The following is a 21,615-nucleotide window of genomic DNA, read 5'->3' as shown; positions in this document are numbered from 1 at the left end:
ACGTGGAGCTGACTGATACTAATCGATCGAGGACTTAACCTAAATAGAATAGCGGAAGAAGCCCGCTCAAATCCATAGGGAATTGGAGCGATCGAGATGAAGTCGTTCTTTGACTTCTTCGAGAGAGTGAAATTACCGTAGGATTTGGCTTCTGGAGCTGGACAAAGTAAGAGCGTAAACTCAGTAGAGTGAATTGAATTGTGAATCGTTATCTAGTTTTGAAGGAATATAATTTCTTTTTAAAAAAATATTGATTTTTCGATGAAATATTATATAATAGATTTTGTCGCTAAAAGTCATATAGATATCTGGTAATGATGGCGAAGAGGTCACACCCGTTCCCATGCCGAACACGGAAGTTAAGCTCTTCAGCGCCGATGGTAGTTGGGGGTTTCCCCCTGTGAGAGTAGGACGTTGCCAGGTATAATGGAGGATTAGCTCAGCTGGGAGAGCACCTGCCTTACAAGCAGGGGGTCGGCGGTTCGATCCCGTCATCCTCCACCATAGTTTTTTCGCTAGCAAGAAAAAAACTCACCATTTATACATTCAATAATGCCGGTGTAGCTCAACTGGTAGAGCACGATCGAATATGCTTCGAAGCTCCTGCTTCAGCACACAAATCGAGCTGCTACTTGAATAATCTTTCTGAGATTTGGGTGACTGGTAAGTAAGATGAAACTTAATTATACATCTATAATAATGCCGGTGTAGCTCAACTGGTAGAGCAACTGACTTGTAATCAGTAGGTTGGGGGTTCAAGTCCTCTCGCCGGCACCATTCATATTATCAATAATACAACTCATTATAAAATGAGCCATTAGCTCAGTTGGTAGAGCACGAACGAATATGCGTCGAAGCTTTACATCAGCACACAAATTGAGCTGCAGCTTGAATAAGCTTACTGAAATTTGGGTGTCTATAACAAGAGATAAATTTAATATTATTACTCATTATGAAATGAGCCATTAGCTCAGTTGGTAGAGCATCTGACTTTTAATCAGAGGGTCGAAGGTTCGAGTCCTTCATGGCTCACCATTTACACACCTTGCGGGTGTGGCGGAATTGGCAGACGCGCTAGACTTAGGATCTAGTGTCCTTGTGACGTGGGGGTTCAAGTCCCTTCACCCGCACCAATTTAATATGACGTTGCGGAAGTAGTTCAGTGGTAGAACACCACCTTGCCAAGGTGGGGGTCGCGGGTTCGAATCCCGTCTTCCGCTCCAATAATAGTGCCGGGGTGGCGGAACTGGCAGACGCACAGGACTTAAAATCCTGCGGTAGGTGACTACCGTACCGGTTCGATTCCGGTCCTCGGCACCATAGTTTTTTCGCGCGCTAGCGAAAAAAACTTACCTTAATTTTTATAGATTAATTTAGATTATTAGCGCCCGTAGCTCAATTGGATAGAGCGTTTGACTACGGATCAAAAGGTTAGGGGTTCGACTCCTCTCGGGCGCGCCAAGTATAGAAGTGAGAAATCAGAAGTCAGAAGCGAGAATTACGTTTTCGCTTTAAAGCAACGCTAAAGTCTCTGACCTCCCAAATCCCACCTCTGAATTCTAGAACGGGAAGTAGCTCAGCTTGGTAGAGCACTTGGTTTGGGACCAAGGGGTCGCAGGTTCGAATCCTGTCTTCCCGACCATTAATTGATCTAAATTTAAAATGGGGCCTTAGCTCAGCTGGGAGAGCGCCTGCTTTGCACGCAGGAGGTCAGCGGTTCGATCCCGCTAGGCTCCACCAATAATAAATTTTTTAAAAACATGGCGGTGTAGCTCAGCTGGCTAGAGCGTACGGTTCATACCCGTGAGGTCGTGGGTTCGATTCCCTCCGCCGCTACCATATTATGTTTAAGTTGCAAAGCATTTGATTGGACCTTTAGCTCAGCTGGTTAGAGCAGACGGCTCATAACCGTCCGGTCGTAGGTTCGAGTCCTACAAGGTCCACCATTTGAATTGAGGAGGAATACCCAAGTCCGGCTGAAGGGATCGGTCTTGAAAACCGACAGGGGTGTCAAAGCCCGCAGGGGTTCGAATCCCCTTTCCTCCTCCATATTTATTTTTATATTTTATTGTCGCGGGGTGGAGCAGTCTGGTAGCTCGTCGGGCTCATAACCCGAAGGTCGCAGGTTCAAATCCTGTCCCCGCAACCAAACATATTAGAAATATATGTTAAGGTTAGTTATTTTCACTACGTGAAAAAACTTTGGTCCGGTAGTTCAGTTGGTTAGAATGCCTGCCTGTCACGCAGGAGGTCGCGGGTTCGAGTCCCGTCCGGACCGCCATTATTTTAAAATTTATACTAATGTTAACTCAGACTCTAAGTATAGAGTAAAAGGGTTTCAATAAGCGAGAAGGTCGAGGAAGCGAGTGAACGAACACCGGAGCGTATGACTATACGTGAGGATGTGAGTGAGGGAGCTGACGAAGAGATTCGAAGCTTAGTGGAGGCCGTAAATTATGTTGGCTCGGTAGCTCAGTTGGTAGAGCAATGGACTGAAAATCCATGTGTCGGCGGTTCGATTCCGTCCCGAGCCACCACTTATAAAATGAAATATGGCGATTGTGGCGAAGTGGTTAACGCATCGGATTGTGGTTCCGACATTCGTGGGTTCGATTCCCATCAGTCGCCCCATTATTGCGGGTGTAGTTTAGTGGTAAAACCTCAGCCTTCCAAGCTGATGATGAGGGTTCGATTCCCTTCACCCGCTCCAAAAAATGGGCCTATAGCTCAGCTGGTTAGAGCGCACGCCTGATAAGCGTGAGGTCGATGGTTCGAGTCCATTTAGGCCCACCATAAAATGTTATTGATCCGCAGTAGCTCAGTGGTAGAGCTATCGGCTGTTAACCGATCGGTCGTAGGTTCGAGTCCTACCTGCGGAGCCAAATTGGGGAAGTACTCAAGTGGCTGAAGAGGCGCCCCTGCTAAGGGTGTAGGTCGCGTAAGCGGCGCGAGGGTTCAAATCCCTCCTTCTCCGCCAGTAAATTATATTGTTAAGGCCCATTGGTCAAGCGGTTAAGACACCGCCCTTTCACGGCGGTAACACGGGTTCGAATCCCGTATGGGTCATTAAAAGCACTGCAATTTTGCAGTGCTTTTTTATTTTTTAGAAATATAGAAGTCAAATATAAAGCAGCATTTCTTTTAAGTAAATCCTTATAATTATAAAGATTTGCTATTTCCCTATTATTGAATATGCTTATATTTACAAAACATGCTTAGTTGAAAAACAATTATTCTCCTAATAAATATTATATAAAATATAATGTTTATTCCTTTCATCTCTACTAACATTTCCTATAAAAAACATACACATGATTCTTTTGTTTAGCCTTTTGCTTTTTAAAATACCTTCAAACTCTGCGAAAATTTCTTTCAACAAAATTCTACAAAAAGTCGAAAAAATTATTTTGTTTATATAACATCCTCTATGAGTAATTAGTCTCCCATTAAGTAGGTAAAACGGTTTCCTTCATTAAAAATATATTATTTTCAACTCATAAATTTTTTCCTAAATCACTAGTGTTTTCTTATATTATTGTCAGTTATGATAACAAACTGCTTTATTTGTCTACATTTTAAAAGAATAATAATACAAAAGCATTGTTATCCTCTTGTTGGTTTATGTCGGAAAAAAGAACGTTTTCATTAAAGGGAATTATTTGTAAGTCTTGAATGTTTAGCATAGATAATAAGAGGAAGGGTGAATTCTGTGATGCTCATGTGTCCATCAGACTTTGATATTCATTTATTTCATGAAGGACAGTCTTTTGAAAGCTACCGGTTCTTAGGAGCTCATGTACAGGAACAAAATGGTGTCCTGGGTACAAACTTTTGTGTTTGGGCACCACATGCGAGACAGGTAAATGTAGTAGGGAATTTTAACAAATGGAACGGTCAGGAACATCAAATGAAGAAATTAAATGAGGAGGGGATATGGAGCTTATTTATTCCTACAGTTACTGAGGGTGAGATCTATAAATATGAAATACACACTTCAACTGGTCAAAAGCTTCTTAAGTCAGACCCATATGCTTTTCATTCTGAAGTAAGGCCTCATACTGCATCGATTGTTTATGATCTATCCGGGTTTGAATGGTCAGATCAAAAGTGGCAAAGAAGGAGAAAGCTAAGAGAAGTGTATGATCGTCCATTAGCTATTTATGAAGTTCACTTAGGTTCTTGGAAAATAAAAGAGGACGGTGAGCTATATAGCTACATTGAACTGGCGGAGATGCTTATTCCTTACGTAATAGAACACGGATTCACTCATATTGAGCTTTTACCTATAATTGAACATCCATATGATCGCTCTTGGGGATATCAAGGAACAGGGTATTATTCTGCTACAAGTCGTTTTGGATCGCCAAAGGATTTTATGGCATTTATCAATGCTTGTCATGAAGAAAATATTGGTGTCATCATTGATTGGGTTCCAGGTCATTTTTGTAAAGATGCTCATGGATTATATATGTTTGACGGGCTTCCAACGTATGAGTACACAAATGAAAAAGACCGTGAAAATTATATCTGGGGTACTGCAAATTTTGATTTAGGCAAAACAGAAGTACAAAGTTTCTTAGTGTCCAACGCGTTGTTTTGGATGGATTATTTTCATATTGATGGGTTTAGAGTTGATGCAGTCGCCAATATGCTCTATTGGCCAAATTCAAATGAACTTGTTGAAAACCCTTATGCTGTTTCCTTTATTAAAAAACTTAATGAAGCAGTATTTGCAAATGATCCGAATATACTTATGATTGCTGAGGATTCAACTGATTGGCCGATGGTTACCTCTCCAACCTCGTCAGGTGGTCTTGGCTTCAACTACAAATGGAATATGGGTTGGATGAACGATATTCTTTCTTATATGGAGGCCTCTCCAGAGAATAGAAATGAACTCCACCATAAAGTTACATTCTCCTTTTTATATGCTTTTTCAGAAAACTTCATTTTACCTTTTTCTCATGACGAAGTTGTTCATGGAAAAAAATCATTATTAAATAAGATGCCGGGTGATTATTGGCAAAAATTTGCCCAATTAAGGCTTCTTTATGCATATATGTTTACACATCCTGGAAAGAAACTCCTTTTTATGGGAGGTGAATTTGGTCAGTATGATGAATGGAAGGATTTAGCGCAACTTGATTGGATATTGGAAGACTATGAGATGCATAACAAAATGCGGAGCTATTTTAAGCATTTGCTCTCAAATTATAATAAGCAAAAGTCATTGTTTGAAGTAGACCATTCATTTGAAGGTTTTGAGTGGATAGATGCAGATAACCGCGATCAAAGTATTTTTTCTTTTATTCGAAAAGGACAAAAAGAAAATGAAATGCTTGTTGTTGTTTGTAACTTTAAACCAATTGTTTATTATGATTACAAAATTGGGGTTCCTATTGACACAGAATATGTAGAGATTGTAAATAGTGATGCAGAAGAGTTTGGTGGTTCAAATCAATTGAACAAAAAGAATCTTAAGGCAATAGAAGGCGAGTTTCATGGGAGGCCATATCATCTATCTATGACAATTCCACCGTATGGAGCAGTTATTCTACGTGCAGTTAAAAAAAGAGGGGAGAATAAGAATGGGAAAAAAACAATGCGTAGCAATGTTACTAGCAGGGGGTAAAGGTAGCAGGTTAAGCTCTCTTACTAAAAATTTGGCAAAGCCGGCAGTTCCGTTTGGTGGAAAATATAGGATCATAGATTTTACTTTAAGTAATTGTACCAACTCAAGCATTGATACTGTAGGGGTATTAACACAATATCAACCACTAGTTCTAAATTCATATATAGGAATTGGAAGTGTTTGGGATTTAGATCGTAAAAATGGTGGGGTAACCGTTCTTCCTCCTTACTCTGAATCCTCTGAAATGAAGTGGTATAAAGGGACAGCAAGCGCAATCTATCAAAACATAAATTATATTAAACAATATGATCCTGAATATGTACTAATTTTGTCGGGAGATCATATCTACAAAATGGATTATTCTAAAATGCTTGACTATCATATTGATAAAAATGCTGATGCCTCAATTTCTGTTATAGAAGTGCCGTGGGATGAGGCTAGTCGATTTGGAATTATGAATACCAATGACAAAATGCAGGTAGTTGAATTCGATGAAAAACCTGCTAATCCTAAAAATAATTTAGCCTCAATGGGAATTTATATTTTTAAATGGTCACTTTTAAAAGAATACTTGGAGATGGATGAACGTAATCAATATTCAAGTCATGATTTTGGTAAAGATATTATTCCTTTATTACTAGAAGAGAAACGCAATGTTGTTGCTTATCCTTTTAAAGGATATTGGAAGGATGTAGGAACGGTTAAGAGTCTTTGGGAAGCGAATATGGATTTATTAAATGATGAGTCGGAGCTAAATTTATTTGATCGAGACTGGAAGATCTACACGGTTAATTCTAATCATCCACCTCAATTTATTGCTGAAAATGCGGTAGTAACTGATTCTCTTGTTAACGACGGTTGTGTCATTATGGGAAATGTTCATCATTCTGTTTTATTCCAAGGAGTTACGGTTGGTAAAAATACAAAAATAAAAAATACGGTCTTAATGCCTGACACTATAATCGGGGAAAATGTCTACATTGAAAATGCAATCGTTCCATGTGGATTAGAAATTCCAGATGGTACTGTGATATGTCCTGATACGAATTCAGATGAAATTTTACTTGTTACAGAGGAAATCATAGATGAAATCATATCCTTGACAGAGAACAAAGTTAACTAATTTAAAAAGATCAACTGACTACAATACATTGGAAGTAGGAAGGTTAAGATGTTAGCATGTTTTTTCTTTATCATTGCATTTATTCTTTTTTAATTATTTCCAGCATGTGAAACATAAGACCTTACCTTTTCCAAAAAGGGGAGAAGGAAGAAATGAGTAATAAAATGTTAGGTGTTATTGATGCTACAGCATATAAACCGGAAATTGAAGATTTAACGATCCATCGTTCATTAGCAGCAGTTCCTTTTGGTAGTCGATATCGTTTAATAGATTTTGTTCTATCTAGTATGACAAATTCTGAGATTGAAAGTGTTGCTATTTTTCCTAAGTATTCTTATCGCTCCCTAATGGATCACATTGGATCTGGAAAACAATGGGATCTAAATCGTAAAAAAGATGGGTTATTTTTCTTCCCATCTCCTCATTTACACAATGAATATGATGAATTTGGATCTTTCCGACAATTTTCTGATCACATTGATTTCTTTTTAAGAAGTAAACAGGAGTATGCTGTTATTACCAATAGTCATACAGTTTGTAATATTGATTTTCAGAAGGTATTAAGTCGTCATATTGAAAATGGCTGTGATATAACAGAGGTTCGAAAAGATGGTCAGTCTTTACAAATGTATGTTATGGCAACAAAGCTTCTTCTTGATCTTATTCAGGATAAAGAAAAAACCGGCTGCAAAACACTTGCTGACGTTATTATAGAAAATCAACATAATTTCACTATTTGTGATTATGAATTTAGTGGCTATGCCGCAGTCATAGATTCATTAGCCAACTATTATAAACATAGTATGGAAATGCTTAACCCAGCTATATGGAAAGAAATTTTCATGAAAAACCGACCGATTTTAACCAAAGCCAAAGATGAGCCACCAACCAAATATGGAAAAAATGCAGTTGTGAAGAATTCCTTAATTGCTAATGGATGTAAAATAGAAGGTTATGTGGAAAATAGTATTATTTTTAGAGGCGTTCATATCGGAAAAGATACAGTCATTAAAAATAGTGTCGTTATGCAAAAGACAAATATTGGAGAGAACTGTGTACTAGAGAATATGATTACAGATAAAGATGTAAAAGTATTGGACTATTCTAAATTAAGTGGATCACATTTAGAGCCAACGATACTAAGAAAAAGAACCATTCAAGGAGCGATGATGAACTCGTGAAAGTATTATTTGCTGTTTCAGAATGTGTACCTTTTGTAAAATCAGGAGGATTAGCTGATGTTGCAGGTGCATTACCAAAGGAATTAAAAAAACTAGGAGCTGACATTAGAGTCATTCTTCCCAAATATTCTTTAATATCAGAGTCTTATCGTGAAAAGATGACGAAAATACATGAAATCATTGTTCCGGTTGGATGGAGACAGCAGTATTGTGGAATTGAAAAATTAGAGGTTGATGGAATTACGTATTATTTCTTGGATCATGAATATTATTTTTATCGTGATTCTTTGTATGGACATTATGATGATGGTGAGCGCTTCTCATTCTTTTGTAGAGCAGTACTAGAAACATTAGAAGCTATTGATTTTCAGCCTGACATCATACATTCACATGATTGGCATACAGGAATGATTAGTTATTTATTACAAAAAGAATATAGAGAGAAACCTTTTTACGAGGAAATAAAAACGGTGTTTACGATCCATAATCTCCAATTTCAAGGTGTATTTCCATACAGTATTCTCCACGATCTTTTAAATCTAGGGGATGAAGACTTTAAAAACCTAGAATTTTATGGAGATATTAGCTTTATGAAGGCAGCAATTATCTCATCAGATTTTATAACAACTGTTAGTCCAACTTATAAAGAGGAAATCCAGACAGCCTACTATGGAGAAAGGCTGGATGGTCTATTAAGATCCCGAAATACTTCTCTTTTAGGAATTTTAAATGGCATTGATGATACAGTTTATAATCCTGAAACAGATGAAAATATTCATTCACAGTTTACACCGGAAACACTCATAAAAAAAGCGGAGAATAAAGCTGCCCTACAAGCTGCTTTTGGGTTAACTGAGAGTAAAGATACACCAATTATTTCAATGGTAACTAGGTTAACGAAGCAAAAAGGTTTAGATTTAGTTAAACGTGTTTTGGATGAGGTATTAGCTAAGGATGTTCAGGTGATCATTCTTGGTACAGGAGAAAAAGAATTTGAAGATTATTTTAAGCATATGGAATGGGTTTATCCGACAAAGTTTAAAGCATACATAGGATTTGATGAGAAACTTGCACATCAAATTTATGCCGGCTCCGATTTATTTTTAATGCCATCAAAATTTGAACCATGTGGTTTGGGGCAGTTAATTGCTCTAAGATATGGGACTATTCCAATTGTCCGGGAAACGGGCGGATTAAATGACACAGTGTTTCCTTTTCAGGAAGAGTTAAAAGAAGGTAATGGATTTACGTTTAGTCATTTTAATGCCCATGATATGTTGTATTCAATAAATCGCGCTATTGAGTATTATCACCAAGATGAGGTTTGGCAAAAGATCGTCAATACTGCCATGACACAAGATTATAGTTGGAGCCAATCAGCATTAAAATATAAGCAGCTTTACACTGAATTGATCACTGGGAGTGAAGAGCATGTTCTCTAATAAAGATTCATTTAAAAAAAGCTTTTTAAAAAGGCTTGAAAGTATGTGTGGCAAAGGCTTTGAGGAATCAACTAGACGTGATCAGTACTTTACATTAGGGAATATGGTAAGAGAATATATTAGCTCTAAATGGATTGATACGAACGAGCTTTACCGAGCTGAGAATAAAAAGCAAGTATATTATTTATCAATTGAATTCCTCTTAGGTCGCTTACTTTGTCAAAACTTATTAAACCTAGGAATTAAAGAGGTTGTTGAGGAGGGTCTGGCAGAGCTTAATATTCACTTAAATGAAATAGAAGAGTGTGAGTCAGACCCAGCTCTAGGAAACGGTGGATTAGGAAGATTAGCAGCATGCTTTTTAGATTCATTGGCTACATTAAATCTTCCTGGTCATGGATATGGACTTAGGTATAAACACGGACTATTCGACCAAAAAATAGTGGATGGATATCAAGTTGAGCTCCCGGAGCAATGGTTACGACATGGAAATGTGTGGGAAGTACGGAAGCCTGATCAAGCTGTTGAGGTCTCATTCTGGGGCAGAATAGAATCAAGTTATGAAGGAAATTCTCTCATTTTTAAGCATGTAGGAGAACAAAAGGTGTTAGCCGTTCCTTATGATATGCCTGTTGTTGGCTACCAGGTCGATACCGTTAATACGTTGAGGCTTTGGAATGCAGAGCCTGCCTCATTTGGTCCAAATCAAGATGTTTTATCTTATAAGAGAGATACTGAGGCAATTACAGATTTCCTTTATCCTGATGATACACATGATGAGGGCAAAATTTTGAGGTTAAAACAGCAGTACTTCCTTGTGTCTTCAAGTTTACAAAGTATCATTCAGTCGTTTAAAAAAGAGAATTCTAACATTAGAGAACTCCATCATTACGTGGCAATTCATATAAATGATACACATCCTGCTTTGGCTATCCCTGAATTAATGAGAATATTAGTTGATATTGAAGGATTAACTTGGAATGAAGCATGGCATGTAACAACAAATACAGTGTCCTATACAAATCATACGATCTTAGCGGAAGCACTAGAGAAATGGCCAATTTATTTGTTTAAGCCATTACTTCCTAGAATTTATATGATCATAGAAGAAATTAATGAGAGATTTTGTGCAGAGCTCTGGGATCGATATCCGGGAGAATGGCAACGTATTGAGCATATGGCCATTATTGCTCACGGCCTTGTAAAAATGGCTCACCTCGCGATAGTTGGGAGTAATAGTATTAACGGGGTAGCCAAAATCCACTCCGATATTTTAAAAAATAGGGAAATGAAATCTTTCTATGAGGTTTATCCCGAAAAATTCAATAACAAAACAAACGGGATTACACATAGAAGATGGCTGCTTAAAGCAAATCCTGAATTAACAAACTTAATTAAAGAAACGATTGGTGAGGATTGGGTAAAACAGCCTGAAAAATTAATAGATTTAAAGAGACATGTTTATCATCCAACAGTAAAAGAACAGTTTGCACAGGTGAAAAGAAAACGTAAGGAAATACTAGCTAAGAAAATAGCAGAAAAAAATGGGATTCTTGTAGACATTGATTCTATTTTTGATGTTCAAGTTAAAAGATTACATGCATATAAAAGACAATTATTAAATGTTCTTCATATTATGTATTTATACAATCGAATAAAAGAAGATCCTAATTATGTTATACAGCCTCGTACATTTATTTTTGGAGCAAAAGCATCTCCAACGTATTATTATGCAAAGAAGGTTATAAAGCTTATTCATTCCTTAGCTGATAAAGTAAACAATGACCCAAGAGTTTCGCAGGTTATAAAGGTTGTATTTATGGAAAATTATCGTGTTTCACTGGCAGAGGATATCTTCCCAGCTGCAGATGTTAGTGAACAGATTTCGACTGCAAGCAAAGAGGCATCTGGTACAGGAAATATGAAATTTATGATGAATGGTGCTTTAACAGTCGGGACATTAGATGGTGCAAACATTGAGATAATGGAGGAGATTGGTAAAGATAATATTTTTACCTTTGGTCTAACTGCACAAGAGGTGCTCAAGTACGAAGAAAACGGCCGTTATCGATCAATGGAATATTATCATCATGATTTAAGAATTCGACAAGTTATCAATCAATTAACGAATGGGTTTTTCTCAGAGGATGAAGGAGAATTTGAGTCAATTGCTGATTCCTTACTCGTCCAAAATGACCAATATTTTGTTTTGCGTGATTTTGCCTCTTATATTGATATACAAGAAAAGGTCGGAATAGCTTATCAAAACCGAGAAAAATGGCTGGAGCAAGCATTAATAAACGTTTCACATTCAGGCTTCTTTTCAAGTGACAGAACCATTTCGCAGTATGCTGAAGGAATTTGGAATATTGAGCCGCTTGGAGTGAAAATGTAAAGAAAAGGGTTTGTTGAATCAAATCTTCTTTGCCCAAGAAAAAAGGTTATGACAATAGTAGTAACGGCATCTGTTTCCGAATGTAAATACTAACACCAATTAGCAGTCTTATTAGCAACTGAATAAGACTGCTTCTTTTTAGCCTAATAAAATGGAGTTTTATAAAGTGGATAGTGGCGGTAAATACGCCCGAAATTTTGCCCCCCTTTTAACATGGTGATATAAGTTTGGGCAGCATGAAAATGCGCGAGCTCAATTTTATTCATTTGTCTGTCTGCTAAAAATGATATTTAATTACCAGGGCGTGGGTGATGATGTCTCAGAGGCGGAAAATAAAGCAACTCTTCTTGCTTATCCTCAATTGAGTAACCGAAAGTTTAAATAGGCGGAGTTTTTCCGGTTAGACTAAAGAATGGGATTCGGTTTGGGGGATATAAGCGGAGTTACTCCGCTTAAGCAAAGTGAAATGATCCATTTTCAGGTTTTTTGATTAAATAGGCGTAATCTTTCCTTCTATTTAGTCAATTTTTCTTGGTATTTCCTCACTAAGAGGAATTTCTCCGCTTATTTCCTGGTGATTTTTAAAGATTGGAAATCGCTTAATTGAGTGCTTTTTTTGGTATAAAAAATGCTTGGAGCATATATGTCTCCAAGCATTTTTCTTGATTTGCTGAGTACGAATAAACATTGCTATACGAAAAGCAATGTTTATTCGTATTTTATCTTTCAAAACTGAACCCGTTACTATAAATAACAGCATATTTAATTTATAGGTTTTATCATCGATCACCATCTAAAAATCGACCTAAACCGCCAAGTATACTGCCTTCACCACGAGCTTCTCCACCAGCAGATGGTGCACTTGCAATCACTCGATCTGCTAAGCGGCTGAATGGTAAAGTTTGAACCCAAACTGTTCCTGGTCCTTGTACAGTAGCAAAGAATAAACCTTCTCCACCGAAGAACGCAGTTTTTACTTTTCCAACATATTCAATATTATAATCAACTTCTTTTGATAAAGCGACTAGGCAACCTGTGTCAATTCTTAATTTCTCTCCAGGTTGAAGATCACGGCGGATAATGGTTCCTCCTGCATGTAAAAAGCTAAGACCATCTCCTTCAAGCTTCTGCATAATAAAACCTTCTCCACCAAAAAAACCAGTCCCAAGCTTCTTCTGAAAATCAATCCCAATTGATACACCTTTTGCTGCACAAAGGAAGGAATCTTTTTGACAAATAATTTTTCCACCAAGCTCACTTAAATCAATAGGTATGATTTTACCAGGATAAGGCGCCGCAAACGAGACACGCTTTTTACCAACACCTTTGTTTGTAAATACCGTCATAAATAAACTCTCGCCTGTGAGTACACGTTTACCAGCTCCAACAAGCTTACCCAAAAAGCCTTTTTGGTTGTTGTCCCCATCACCAAAAATGGTTTCCATATCGATGCCATCTTCCATCATCATCATGCCACCAGCTTCAGCTACAACACTTTCATTTGGATCTAACTCAATTTCAACACATTGCATGTCATCGCCATGTAAAACATAATCAATTTCATGAGCGTTCATCAGGATCCCTCCATATGTAAGTAGCAGGTTATTTGCGGTAAATTCCTGCTTATCTTTTATTTTACTAGTTAAAGTAATTTTTGGAAGAAAAATTAAAAGCAAATTTTGGCATAATGAAAGGGAGCACGAATGCCCCCCTCATCTTTATGCCTTTTTTGAATTGTCAGTAGTCATTTCTAAATGAGATTCTTGCTCCATTTTTTTCCCCCACCATGTAGCGAGTAAAGGACCTGATATATTATGCCAAACACTGAAAATCGCACTTGGAACGGCAGATAATGGGGAAAAATGTGCAACAGCTAAAGCTGCACCAAGCCCGGAATTTTGCATACCGACTTCAATAGAGATAGCTTTTTGATCTGCAAAGTTTAATTTTAATGCTTTTGCTAATACAAATCCTAATAAAAGGCCTAGTAAATTGTGTAGAACAACAATGGTGAAGATTAAAAGACCTGTTTCTGCAATTTTCTCTGCATTCACAGCAACTACAGCTGAAGCAACCGCAACAATTCCTATTACAGATATTAGAGGTAAAACAGTTACACTTTTTTCAACTTGCTTTTTAAATAATAGCTTCACAACAATCCCTAAAATAATTGGAATGAGTACGATTTGAACAATTGATAAAAATAAGGAACCAGCAGAAACCGGCAGCCATTTACTAGCAAACAAAAGTGTAAGAGCTGGTGTTAAAATTGGTGCAAGTAATGTTGAAATTGACGTTACAGCAACAGATAATGCTGTATTTCCTTTCGCTAAAAATGTAATAACATTAGATGCTGTCCCACCAGGACAACAGCCTACCAAGATTACTCCAACAGCAACTTCAGGTTGTAACTGAAAAACTGTAGCAAGTAAAAAAGCCAGTAAAGGCATAATCGTAAACTGTGCAACAACACCTAATAGAACACTTTTTGGTGCTTGAAACACTGCTTTAAAATCTTGCAGAGATAAAGTTAGCCCCATTCCAAACATGATAATACCTAATAATAGTGCAATATGAGGGGCAATCCAAGTAAAGCCACCAGGAATAAAAAACGCTAACACAGCAAAAATAATGACCCAAATTGCAAAAGTGTTTCCAGCAGCCTTACTAATTTTTTCTAAAATTTGCATATTCATACAACCTCCTTTTTGAAATTATATAACTATATATTCAAAAAATTCAATAATTTAGGATCGGTTATTATAAAAATTTCAAGTAAAAGGGAAGATAACCTTACACAAAAAAACTCCCCTATGTATGGGGAGTTTTTAATATTATACCTCATCCTCTGTATAAGGATCTTTCTCGTAAGGAGGTAAATCACCAAAGATCGTCATTGTACCTTCTTCATCTAGCATGTCTTCATATTGCTGATGTTGATTTGATGGGTATATGGTAATTTCTTTTCCTTCTATATCAGTGCCGACAAAGTTTTCATAAGCCTCAACATATCCATCAGGGTCATTTGATTCCATATATACATCATTGTAGTGATCCTGTGGATCATAAAAATCAGATGGAGTTTCAGATGATCCGTAACTATTTACAATTTGATAAGCATCTTCTGCATCAAATGCTACGTTCTCATCTTGATCATCATAATCAAATTTTCCGAAAGGAGGCATTAAAACTCCTTCTTCTATTGGGCGATTATGTGAAACAACCTGTTCAGGTGCATGTTCTTTACAGGTAGTAGCTGTTGGAATTGCATCAAGTCTTTCAACAGGTATATCAATTCCACAAACTTCACATTTACCATAAGAACCATTGTCGATCGCTTGAAGAGCTCTTTCAATATCTAATAATTGTTCTTCTGTATGTTCATTTAAGGCAATATCTTTCTCTCTTTCATATAATTCTGTTGCATCATCTGCTGGATGATTGTCATAACTTGAGAGTTCCCCCATTGATTCATGCCAATGACCTTCTTCAAGACCAAAGTGACCATTCATCTCGAAGCGATCTTTTATCTCTTTTTTCATTTCGTTTAGCTGTGAACGGAAGGTCTCTACTTGTTGTGAACTTAGCATGCCATCCACGCTCCTTCCTTAAATAAATGTTTCTATACCTATTATGAGCAGTCAGGAGGAAAACATGATTGTTAAAATTGCACAAAAAAACACGGTATTTGAACATACCGTGTTAAGAAATAATTATAAGTAAAGACTGACAAATAAACCTAATGCTAATAAGAAGCCAAATTGTACATTTGTTTGAGCAGTTGCTTTCATTGCGGGCATCATTTCAATTGGAGCTGATTTCCCAATAAATTGTTTTACTGCAGAATATGCTTTAGGAACACTAATTAATACGAGCAATGCCCAAGCCGGTGCTAAACCTACAATAAGTAGTACAAATACAATGAAATATGCTGTAATAAACATACCAGCTAAAAAACGAATGGAGTTCTTTCTTCCTAGTAAAATGGCAAGTGTTTTTCTGCCATTTTCTTTATCACCATCTAAATCTCGAATATTGTTCGCAGTTAAAATAGCTGCAATTAAGATCGCAATAGGAATGGATAAAAGTATGCTGCCTAATGAAAGTGTCTCAGTTTGAATAAAATAGGCAATTAATACAATAACATTTCCCATAAAAAAGCCGGCAACAATTTCACCAAATGGCGTATAGGCAATTGGAACAGGGCCTCCTGTATAAAAATACCCAGCTAGCATACATACTATTCCTATAACAGCAATCCACCAAGTGGACATCATACAAATGTAAACACCTAATAATGTGGCAATACCAAAAAATGAAAAACCTAATGTTAAAACAGTGTTTGCCTTTATTCCATTTCTAACGATGGCACCACCTATACCAACAGATGATTCATTGTCTAAACCACGTTTATAATCAAAATACTCATTAAACATATTTGTTGCTGCTTGAATTAAAATAGAAGCTACAAGCATGGCTATGAATAATGAGAGCTTTATTGATCCTTCATGCAAAGCTAACACAGTCCCAATTGTAACAGGAATAAATGCTGCAGATAGTGTATGCGGTCTTAATAGCATCCACCAAACTCTCCAGCCTTTGTCCTTTTTAATCATAGGAGCATGTGGCGTTGTCTGAGGTTGCATAATATCTCTCCTTTTTTTAGCAAAAAACAAATAGAACATGTAAAACGACTCCATAACATAGTTTAGAAAAATAACCAAGGGGTGTCAATGCTTTTCAAATCAAAGATCCTAGCTTATTATTACCATTTGTACCTATAAAATGACTTTGTCATCAAGACGTTTTCATTTTAATCCTGAACAACAAGATATATAATAAGGTTATAACAATTTGGTTCTAAAAACAGAATTGATAAAATATGAACTTAGTTTGGTGTATAGTTTTAAAAAGCCTAATCAAGGCACAGGACGGGCAAGTTAAGGTGCCGCGCGCTTTTCTATATTGACACACAACCTAGCTAGGTGTATCTTAATATAAGCAATTTTTGGTGTCGGGGGGATAAGCTTGATAACTACTTTGGATCATACAATAAAAGAATTTATACAGCAGGCATTGGAAGAGGCAAAGCAGACGAATCAATCTGTGATCGTTAGCAGCGTAAAAGAAGTGGATGCAATGGACCCCCTTCATTTCTTTGCTTCCGGTGAAGAACTTTCCTTAGGAGAACGATTTGTTTGGTCAACACCTGAACGGGATTTTACGATGGTTGGTCTAGGAAATGAATTAGTTATCGAAAATAATAAAGAGTCTAATCAAAGATTTCAGGAAATTGAAAAAGAATGGAAGCGCTCCCCTAAAAAGGTTATTTCTGATCGGAAGAATGAAATAGGGACAGGCCCACTGTTATTCGGAGGTTTTTCATTTGATCCTATAAAAGAGAAAAGTCCTCTTTGGGATTCATTTGCAGAAGCAAAATTTGTACTTCCAACTACAATGCTTTCAATTGTTCAGAATAAAACATATCTTACTATTAACAAAATCATTTCACCTTACGATGAACTTGATGTTTGTATTAAGCACTTTGAAAATAGTATTGAACTTAGTCATTCGTTTCCTTATTCATTAGATTGTGAAAAGGTTAACGAATTTTCAACTATTGAGTATAAAACGTCTGAATGGTTAAAGGCAGTCCAACAGGCAACTAAGGATATTCAATCAAAAGAAATGGATAAGGTAGTTTTAGCTCGTGAAGTACATCTAAAGTTCACAGAGAAAATAAATTCTTATCAAGTCATAAATAATCTTCTAAAGGAACAGCCAACAAGCTATGTTTTTGATTTTGAAATTGGAAATCAGCACTTTGTTGGGGCTACTCCTGAAAGATTAATTAAAAAGAAAAACACTCAGGTATTATCAACCTGTCTGGCTGGGTCGATTAAAAGAGGGAAAACAGAAGAACAAGATCAAGGATTAGGTCATCAACTATTAAATGATGACAAAAACTTAATTGAACACAGTATTGTTGTTAAAATGATCAAGGCTGCTATTGATACTTGCTGTGATGAAGTAAGTGTACCGAAATATCCAATCTTATATAAAACGAAAAATATCCAACATCTCTACACTCCTGTGAAGGGGATTGCCAAAGAAGGACTTTCCTTTCTTTCAATGGTAGAAAGATTACACCCCACACCTGCTTTGGGTGGGTATCCTAAAGATAAAGCGATTGAAAAAATTAGAGAGCTTGAACCAATGCATCGCGGATGGTATGCAGGTCCAATTGGTTGGCTTGATCATGATAATAACGGTGAATTTGTTGTAGCAATTCGCTCCGGGTTATTGGAAGGTCAGAATGCTGCATTATTTGCAGGATGTGGAATTGTGGAAGAATCAGATCCGAAATCGGAATATCTAGAAACTAAAATAAAACTTAAGCCAATGCTGTCTGCTTTGGGAGGAATCGTAAATGAAGACTGGTGATACACTAACCAGATACGTCGCCAACTTTGTTGATGAACTGGCTCGTTTAGGAGTTGCAGAGGTTGTTATTAGTCCAGGTTCTCGCTCAACTCCTTTGGCCATTTTAATGGCGGAGCATCCAGATCTTACTTGTTACATTAATATTGATGAACGATCAGCAGGCTTTTTTGCACTTGGTATAGCTAAGTGTAATAAAAGACCTGTTGTATTAGTTTGTACATCTGGTACTGCAGCAGCTAATTATTATCCAGCAATTGTTGAAGCGCGTTACTCAAGAGTTCCATTAATAGTCATAACTTCTGATAGACCTCATGAGTTAAGAGATGTTGGAGCACCACAGGCAATTGATCAAATTCAAATGTATGGCCATTACCCAAAATGGTTTGTCGACGTAGCCTTACCTGAAGAACAAGTAGGAATGTTTCGATATGTTAGGACAATTGCAGGTAGAGCAGTGTCAATTGCTTCTGCACATCCTGAGGGAGTGGTTCATTTGAATTTTCCATTTAGAGAGCCTTTACTGCCCAATTTAACTCTTAATGACTTATGGAGTACAACAGAAGATCGAACAACTTATTTACATACTACACTAGGTGAAGTACTTTTAACGAAAGAACAAATGGAGATGTCGGTTCAACTTGTGAACAGCTTTTCTAAAGGAATTATTGTGTGTGGAGAACAAAACGATCCAGATTTTATTACAGAAGTGAATAAGCTTTCTGAAAAACTAAAATTCCCGATCCTTGCCGACCCTCTTTCTCAACTAAGAGCAGGTAAGCATAAAAAGCAAGGTATCATTGATGGATATGACTCGATATTAAAAGATCCTGAATTAGTTAATGAGCTTAAACCAGAAGTGATTATTCGGTTTGGCCCTATGCCTGTTTCCAAGCCTCTTATGCTTTTATTGAAAAATAATCCGGATATTGTACAGGTTATTGTCGATTCAAGTGAAGAATATCGGGACCCAACTTTAAATGCTTCACATCTCATTACTTGTATGCCGCATTATTTTTGTAAGGAGCTTGGGAACATAATACCAGCTAAGGAATTCTCGGATTATTATAATAAATGGTTGTTATGTAATCAGGTCTTTTCAGAAAGAATTAATCATGAGCTGGTTAAAATCGATGAGTTATTTGAAGGAAAGGTAGTAAGTGAACTTCAACAACTCTTACCTGATGGTAGCCGATTATTCGTCGGAAACAGCATGCCGATACGGGATGTTGATACGTTTTTTAGAAATCATGATAAAGAAATAGAGATCATTGCTAATAGAGGAGCCAACGGTATTGATGGAATTGTATCTACGGCATTAGGTGTTAGCGTAGATCAGAAAAAGCCTACGTTTTTATTAATAGGTGATTTATCGTTCTTTCATGATTTAAATGGTCTTTTAGTAGCAAAAATGAACCAGCTTAATCTAACGGTCATTTTAGTTAATAATGATGGTGGCGGGATCTTTTCTTTTCTTCCTCAGTCAAAAGAAGAAAAGCATTTTGAAACACTTTACGGAACTCCGACTGGATTAAATTTTTCGAAAGTGGTAGAAATGTATGAGGGGAAATATGTGAAGATTGAGAGCTGGAATGAACTCCAGAATTATCTTACAAATGAATGGAACAACAGCGGATTACAGGTTGTTGAACTTGAAACAGATCGACTGACACGTGTCAAGATTCATCGGGAATTGTTAGATCATGTTTCCCAGGAAATAAGAAAAGTGTTGAAACAATGAAAATAAGAGGTATCGATTATAACGTTGAAGTCATTTCAAACGGTGAACCACTTGTTTTACTACATGGTTTTACAGGATGTATTGCCAATTGGAACCATATATTAGCTGAATTTCCACAGCATCAACTTGTTTTAATTGACATTATTGGACATGGTAAAACAGAATCTCCTTCAGATCCTTCAAGATATGAAATGAATGAGGTTGTTAAAGATATTGTTGAAATATTAGATACTTTATCAATTAACCGTGCGAATATTTTAGGATATTCTATGGGAGGAAGATTAGCTTTATCTGTTGCTGCTTCATTCCCGGAACGAGTAAAAACACTGATTCTTGAGAGTAGTTCACCTGGTTTAAATAACCCGAAGGAACGACACAATCGAAAAGTATCGGATGAAAAGCTTGCTGAAGAAATTTTGAGTCATGGAGTAGAAAAATTTGTACAACGATGGGAGGAAATTCCCTTATTCTCCACGCAAGACCAATTATCACTGGAAACAAAACAAAAACTGAGATTACTTAGGCTACAAAATAATCCTGTAGGACTTGCTAACAGTTTAATTGGGATGGGGACAGGATCTCAACCATCCTGGTGGGAGCAGCTCCCAAGTATAGAGATCCCTGTGTTATTGTTGTGTGGTGAATGGGATATAAAGTTTTGTGATATAGCTAAAAATATGCACAAATACCTTCCTACTAGCTACTTAAAGGAAATAAATCATGCAGGACATACAATTCATGTAGAACAACCGCGAATTTTTGGTAAAATAGTAAGTGAGTTTTTATCTCAAAATAATTAGGAGGTACAAAAATGGCATTTGAATGGGTTACACAGCGTGAGTATGAAGAAATCATTTATCAAACATATAATGGAATAGCAAAGATTTCAATTAACCGTCCACATGTACATAATGCATTTACACCGAAAACGGTGACAGAGTTAATTGATGCATTTGCTCGAGCTCGAGATGATGAAAATGTAGGTGTCATTATTTTAACAGGTGAAGGTGGAAAAGCCTTCTGTTCAGGTGGAGACCAAAAAGTGCGTGGCCATGGTGGTTATGTAGGTGATGATCAAATTCCCCGCTTAAACGTACTTGATTTACAACGATTAATTCGTGTCATTCCAAAGCCTGTTATCGCGATGGTTGCAGGATATGCAATCGGTGGTGGACATGTATTACATATCGTTTGTGATTTAACAATTGCTGCGGATAACGCTGTATTTGGACAAACTGGTCCTAAAGTGGGAAGCTTTGATGCAGGGTATGGCTCAGGTTACCTAGCTCGCATAGTAGGACACAAAAAAGCACGTGAAATCTGGTATCTATGCAGACAATATGGTGCACAAGAAGCTTTAGATATGGGCTTAGTCAATACAGTTGTTCCATTAGAACAATTAGAAGAAGAAACGGTAAAATGGTGTGAGGAAATATTAGAAAAAAGTCCAACAGCTATTCGTTTCTTAAAAGCAGCATTTAATGCGGATACAGATGGACTTGCAGGAATTCAGCAATTTGCTGGGGATGCAACATTGCTTTATTATACAACGGATGAAGCAAAAGAAGGCCGCGATGCGTTTAAAGAAAAACGTACTCCGGACTTCAAACAATTCCCTCGTTTCCCTTAAGCCTTATACGATTTCAAAAGCTTGGTGATC

The 21,615-nt window shown here is 37.0% G+C and carries 14 protein-coding genes, 21 tRNA genes and 2 rRNA genes (1 of these 37 running past the window's edge); 32 read left to right on the top strand and 5 right to left on the bottom strand.

Annotated features, from left to right (window positions below):
* The 28 genes from D9842_RS14825 to D9842_RS14690 all read left to right on the top strand — a co-directional run.
* A 23S ribosomal RNA gene (locus D9842_RS14825) occupies positions 1–42 on the top strand; it begins 2,908 nt to the left of the window's first position.
* Positions 43–307: 265 nt separating this feature from the next.
* Positions 308–423: ribosomal RNA gene (gene rrf / locus D9842_RS14820) — 5S ribosomal RNA — on the top strand.
* Positions 424–428: 5 nt separating this feature from the next.
* Positions 429–504, top strand: a tRNA-Val gene (locus D9842_RS14815).
* Between the two features lie 197 nt (positions 505–701).
* Positions 702–777, top strand: a tRNA-Thr gene (locus tag D9842_RS14810).
* Positions 778–959: 182 nt separating this feature from the next.
* Positions 960–1,035, top strand: a tRNA-Lys gene (locus D9842_RS14805).
* A 12-nt stretch (positions 1,036–1,047) separates the two neighbouring features.
* A tRNA-Leu gene (locus D9842_RS14800) sits at positions 1,048–1,133 on the top strand.
* A gap of 15 nt (positions 1,134–1,148) precedes the next feature.
* A tRNA-Gly gene (locus D9842_RS14795) sits at positions 1,149–1,223 on the top strand.
* 8 nt (positions 1,224–1,231) lie between these two features.
* Positions 1,232–1,320, top strand: a tRNA-Leu gene (locus D9842_RS14790).
* A 64-nt stretch (positions 1,321–1,384) separates the two neighbouring features.
* Positions 1,385–1,461: transfer RNA gene (locus tag D9842_RS14785), tRNA-Arg, on the top strand.
* Between the two features lie 104 nt (positions 1,462–1,565).
* Positions 1,566–1,642, top strand: a tRNA-Pro gene (locus D9842_RS14780).
* Positions 1,643–1,664: 22 nt separating this feature from the next.
* Positions 1,665–1,740 (top strand) — tRNA-Ala (locus D9842_RS14775).
* A gap of 22 nt (positions 1,741–1,762) precedes the next feature.
* A tRNA-Met gene (locus D9842_RS14770) sits at positions 1,763–1,839 on the top strand.
* Positions 1,840–1,869: 30 nt separating this feature from the next.
* Positions 1,870–1,946 (top strand) — tRNA-Ile (locus D9842_RS14765).
* A gap of 10 nt (positions 1,947–1,956) precedes the next feature.
* Positions 1,957–2,049 (top strand) — tRNA-Ser (locus D9842_RS14760).
* Positions 2,050–2,072: 23 nt separating this feature from the next.
* Positions 2,073–2,149 (top strand) — tRNA-Met (locus D9842_RS14755).
* 55 nt (positions 2,150–2,204) lie between these two features.
* Positions 2,205–2,281 (top strand) — tRNA-Asp (locus tag D9842_RS14750).
* Positions 2,282–2,461: 180 nt separating this feature from the next.
* Positions 2,462–2,537: transfer RNA gene (locus tag D9842_RS14745), tRNA-Phe, on the top strand.
* Positions 2,538–2,555: 18 nt separating this feature from the next.
* Positions 2,556–2,631, top strand: a tRNA-His gene (locus D9842_RS14740).
* Between the two features lie 5 nt (positions 2,632–2,636).
* Positions 2,637–2,710, top strand: a tRNA-Gly gene (locus tag D9842_RS14735).
* A gap of 6 nt (positions 2,711–2,716) precedes the next feature.
* Positions 2,717–2,793 (top strand) — tRNA-Ile (locus D9842_RS14730).
* Positions 2,794–2,807: 14 nt separating this feature from the next.
* A tRNA-Asn gene (locus D9842_RS14725) sits at positions 2,808–2,882 on the top strand.
* A 4-nt stretch (positions 2,883–2,886) separates the two neighbouring features.
* Positions 2,887–2,977 (top strand) — tRNA-Ser (locus tag D9842_RS14720).
* Between the two features lie 17 nt (positions 2,978–2,994).
* Positions 2,995–3,066 (top strand) — tRNA-Glu (locus D9842_RS14715).
* A gap of 643 nt (positions 3,067–3,709) precedes the next feature.
* Positions 3,710–5,632 carry a 1,4-alpha-glucan branching enzyme gene (gene glgB, locus D9842_RS14710; protein ID WP_121665076.1) on the top strand — a complete coding sequence of 641 codons (1,923 nt, stop codon included), beginning with the start codon at positions 3,710–3,712 and terminating at the stop codon, positions 5,630–5,632.
* Entirely contained in the window at positions 5,589–6,755 is a 1,167-nt protein-coding gene (locus tag D9842_RS14705) for a glucose-1-phosphate adenylyltransferase (protein WP_121663167.1), read from the top strand. Before glgB ends, D9842_RS14705 begins: the two co-directional genes overlap by 44 nt.
* Positions 6,756–6,907: 152 nt before the next feature.
* The gene (locus tag D9842_RS14700; RefSeq protein ID WP_121663166.1) at positions 6,908–7,936 is read left to right on the top strand and encodes a GlgC family sugar phosphate nucleotidyltransferase; all 1,029 of its coding nucleotides are present in this window, start codon (positions 6,908–6,910) and stop codon (positions 7,934–7,936) included.
* Positions 7,933–9,378 (top strand): glycogen synthase GlgA, encoded by a 1,446-nt coding sequence (gene glgA, locus D9842_RS14695; RefSeq protein ID WP_121663165.1) that lies wholly within the window; start codon positions 7,933–7,935, stop codon positions 9,376–9,378. Before D9842_RS14700 ends, glgA begins: the two co-directional genes overlap by 4 nt.
* Positions 9,368–11,773: a glycogen/starch/alpha-glucan phosphorylase gene (locus D9842_RS14690; RefSeq protein ID WP_121663164.1), complete on the top strand. Its 2,406-nt coding sequence runs from the start codon at positions 9,368–9,370 to the stop codon at positions 11,771–11,773. Before glgA ends, D9842_RS14690 begins: the two co-directional genes overlap by 11 nt.
* A gap of 517 nt (positions 11,774–12,290) precedes the next feature.
* Here the strand turns inward: D9842_RS14690 and D9842_RS14685 are convergent.
* The 5 genes from D9842_RS14685 to D9842_RS14665 form a co-directional block, all read right to left on the bottom strand.
* Positions 12,291–12,566, bottom strand: coding sequence for a hypothetical protein (locus D9842_RS14685; RefSeq protein ID WP_121663163.1), 276 nt, complete (start codon positions 12,564–12,566; stop codon positions 12,291–12,293).
* On the bottom strand, positions 12,553–13,347 hold the full coding sequence (locus tag D9842_RS14680; RefSeq protein ID WP_121665075.1) for a TIGR00266 family protein: 795 nt from the start codon (positions 13,345–13,347) through the stop codon (positions 12,553–12,555). The genes D9842_RS14685 and D9842_RS14680 overlap by 14 nt, the downstream gene beginning before the upstream one ends.
* 144 nt (positions 13,348–13,491) lie before the next feature.
* On the bottom strand, positions 13,492–14,463 hold the full coding sequence (locus D9842_RS14675) for a bile acid:sodium symporter family protein (protein ID WP_121663162.1): 972 nt from the start codon (positions 14,461–14,463) through the stop codon (positions 13,492–13,494).
* Positions 14,464–14,607: 144 nt separating this feature from the next.
* Positions 14,608–15,363, bottom strand: a complete 756-nt coding sequence (locus D9842_RS14670) for a TraR/DksA C4-type zinc finger protein (protein WP_121663161.1) — start codon at positions 15,361–15,363, stop codon at positions 14,608–14,610.
* Between the two features lie 123 nt (positions 15,364–15,486).
* Positions 15,487–16,419, bottom strand: a complete 933-nt coding sequence (locus D9842_RS14665; RefSeq protein WP_121663160.1) for a 1,4-dihydroxy-2-naphthoate polyprenyltransferase — start codon at positions 16,417–16,419, stop codon at positions 15,487–15,489.
* 382 nt (positions 16,420–16,801) lie between these two features.
* Here D9842_RS14665 and D9842_RS14660 point away from each other — a divergent pair, with 382 nt between their 5' ends.
* Genes D9842_RS14660 through menB form a run of 4 tightly spaced genes read left to right on the top strand, consistent with a single transcriptional unit; the run spans position 16,802 to position 21,585 of the window.
* Positions 16,802–18,217, top strand: coding sequence for an isochorismate synthase (locus tag D9842_RS14660; protein ID WP_121663159.1), 1,416 nt, complete (start codon positions 16,802–16,804; stop codon positions 18,215–18,217).
* The gene (gene menD / locus D9842_RS14655; protein ID WP_121663158.1) at positions 18,204–19,955 is read left to right on the top strand and encodes a 2-succinyl-5-enolpyruvyl-6-hydroxy-3-cyclohexene-1-carboxylic-acid synthase; all 1,752 of its coding nucleotides are present in this window, start codon (positions 18,204–18,206) and stop codon (positions 19,953–19,955) included. The genes D9842_RS14660 and menD overlap by 14 nt, the downstream gene beginning before the upstream one ends.
* Positions 19,952–20,755 (top strand): 2-succinyl-6-hydroxy-2,4-cyclohexadiene-1-carboxylate synthase, encoded by an 804-nt coding sequence (gene menH, locus D9842_RS14650; protein ID WP_121663157.1) that lies wholly within the window; start codon positions 19,952–19,954, stop codon positions 20,753–20,755. The genes menD and menH overlap by 4 nt, the downstream gene beginning before the upstream one ends.
* A gap of 11 nt (positions 20,756–20,766) precedes the next feature.
* Positions 20,767–21,585 (top strand): 1,4-dihydroxy-2-naphthoyl-CoA synthase, encoded by an 819-nt coding sequence (gene menB, locus D9842_RS14645; RefSeq protein ID WP_121663156.1) that lies wholly within the window; start codon positions 20,767–20,769, stop codon positions 21,583–21,585.
* Positions 21,586–21,615: the final 30 nt, after the last annotated feature.

The sequence above is a fragment of the Metabacillus litoralis genome (genome assembly GCF_003667825.1).
Taxonomy (GTDB): Bacteria; Bacillota; Bacilli; order Bacillales; family Bacillaceae; genus Metabacillus; species Metabacillus litoralis_B.
This window is presented reverse-complemented; position numbering and strand designations above follow the sequence as displayed.

What these genes read in the sequence shown, in the direction of transcription:
- D9842_RS14705 (WP_121663167.1), top strand. Translation starts at nt 5,589, where the DNA reads ATGGGAAAAAAACAATGCGTAGCAATGTTACTAGCAGGGGGTAAAGGT.
- D9842_RS14700 (WP_121663166.1), top strand. Translation starts at nt 6,908, where the DNA reads ATGAGTAATAAAATGTTAGGTGTTATTGATGCTACAGCATATAAACCG.
- D9842_RS14690 (WP_121663164.1), top strand. Translation starts at nt 9,368, where the DNA reads ATGTTCTCTAATAAAGATTCATTTAAAAAAAGCTTTTTAAAAAGGCTT.
- D9842_RS14685 (WP_121663163.1), bottom strand. Translation starts at nt 12,566, where the DNA reads ATGGTGATCGATGATAAAACCTATAAATTAAATATGCTGTTATTTATA.
- D9842_RS14680 (WP_121665075.1), bottom strand. Translation starts at nt 13,347, where the DNA reads ATGAACGCTCATGAAATTGATTATGTTTTACATGGCGATGACATGCAA.
- D9842_RS14675 (WP_121663162.1), bottom strand. Translation starts at nt 14,463, where the DNA reads ATGCAAATTTTAGAAAAAATTAGTAAGGCTGCTGGAAACACTTTTGCA.
- D9842_RS14670 (WP_121663161.1), bottom strand. Translation starts at nt 15,363, where the DNA reads ATGCTAAGTTCACAACAAGTAGAGACCTTCCGTTCACAGCTAAACGAA.
- D9842_RS14665 (WP_121663160.1), bottom strand. Translation starts at nt 16,419, where the DNA reads ATGCAACCTCAGACAACGCCACATGCTCCTATGATTAAAAAGGACAAA.
- menD (WP_121663158.1), top strand. Translation starts at nt 18,204, where the DNA reads ATGAAGACTGGTGATACACTAACCAGATACGTCGCCAACTTTGTTGAT.
- menH (WP_121663157.1), top strand. Translation starts at nt 19,952, where the DNA reads ATGAAAATAAGAGGTATCGATTATAACGTTGAAGTCATTTCAAACGGT.
- menB (WP_121663156.1), top strand. Translation starts at nt 20,767, where the DNA reads ATGGCATTTGAATGGGTTACACAGCGTGAGTATGAAGAAATCATTTAT.